Below are 1,683 nucleotides of genomic sequence, written 5' to 3'. Positions count from 1 at the left end.
AAACGGAAGTGGCGGGACCGCTCAGCAACGGCGGCCCCGCGCGCAGCCGGAAAAATGCGACGACATCTATCAACTGCTGCCCTTGCTCCCGAACCGATGCCGACGCGGCGGCCGCCTCCTCCACGAGCGCGGCGTTCTGCTGGGTCCCCTGGTCCATCTGCGCCACGGCCTGGTTCACCTGCTCGATTCCGCTGCTTTGCTCTAGTGAAGCGGCTGCGATCTCGTTGATGATGCCGCTGACTCGCGATACCTCGTGCGTGACCTGGCGCATCGTCTCGCCCGCTTCCGACGCCAACTGCGCACCAACCTCGACGTTTGCAACCGATGCGACAATCAGATCCTTGATTTCCTTTGCGGCGCTCGCCGAACGCTGAGCGAGGTTCCGCACTTCCGACGCGACGACCGCGAAACCACGCCCATGATCACCAGCGCGTGCGGCCTCCACGGCAGCGTTCAACGCCAGGATATTTGTTTGAAAAGCAATTCCCTCGATAATGCCTGTGATATCGGCAATCTTCTTGGACGAGTCCGTGATCTCGTCCATCGTGCTGACCACCTTCCCAACCGCGGCACTTGCTTCTTGTGCAATGTTGACCGCACCCGATGCCAATGCCGCGCTTTGCTGCGCGTTCTCGGTGTTCTGACGCACCGCGGCCGTGAGCGCGTTCATGCTGGAAGCCGTTTCCTGAAGGAAGCTTGCTTGATCTTCTGTACGCGAAGAAAGATCCTGATTTCCGGCTGCGATCTGACTCGTTGCCGAAGCCAGATTATCCGCGCCACTGCGAACTTTTCCCACCACACGCAGCAGGCTTTCTTTCATATCCGTCAATGCGCGCAAAAGGCGGCCCGTTTCATCTTGGCGGTCGGAGGCAATCTGCTGAGTAAGATCGCCTCGCGCCACCGCTTCGGCGGCGGACACCGCCGCACTGATCGGCAAGGTGATGCTGCGAGTAATGAAAAACGCCAGGAACGCCGCAGAAATCATCGCCCCAAGGGTCACCACGATAATGGTGCGCTCCGCAAGCGCGGCAAGATGCGTGATAGCCGCACCTTGTTGATGCGTACGCTGCATGCCGATCGCGATCAGTGCATCGAGTGCTTTGCCGATCGGCTTGTCCGCACCAGCAATATTCCGATCGCGCGTGTCCACGGACGCACCAGATGCGAACAGTGCGTCGAGCTTGGCGAGTGACGCACGATAGTCGGCAACCGCGGCAGTCAATTTATTGACTGCTTCCGGCTCATCTGCCGAGAATACGCCTAGTTGCAAAGAAGTCTGTGCCGCCTTGTCAATCTCGTCGAGATAGGACAAGAATTTTGCTCGGTAATCACCACCTCGAATCACATAGTCTTTATAGCTATGCACGGCGTCGCCGAAGGCATCCCTGCCATGTTGCAACGCCTGCATCTTCGCAACGGTTATCGATTCGTAGCGCTCCCAATCCGTGCTGATCGCCGATAATCGTGCATAGGCAATGAATCCAAGTACCGCCGTCAACAATGCGGCAAGCAAGAACGCGGCAGACAAACGCACGCCAATACGGAGATCGCGAAATTTAGGGAACATGGTGTTATCCGTTGTTATTCTAATTTTTCCAGGAAGCTTTCACTTGCCACTGCGAACTACCAGGCGGCTACCGCTTAACGGCACTGTCGCGAAATTCTTTATCTTTTTTCAAACAC

At 57.3% G+C, this 1,683-nt stretch carries 1 protein-coding gene; it reads right to left on the bottom strand.

What is annotated here, in order from left to right; translation table 11 throughout:
- The coding region (locus WM40_RS26790) for a methyl-accepting chemotaxis protein (RefSeq protein ID WP_024901538.1) at positions 1–1,567 on the bottom strand (1,567 nt) is incomplete at its 3' end.
- Positions 1,568–1,683 lie beyond the last annotated feature (116 nt).

Origin of the sequence: Robbsia andropogonis (genome assembly GCF_000970345.1) — a bacterium.
Lineage (GTDB): Bacteria > Pseudomonadota > Gammaproteobacteria > Burkholderiales > Burkholderiaceae > Robbsia > Robbsia andropogonis.
This window is presented reverse-complemented; position numbering and strand designations above follow the sequence as displayed.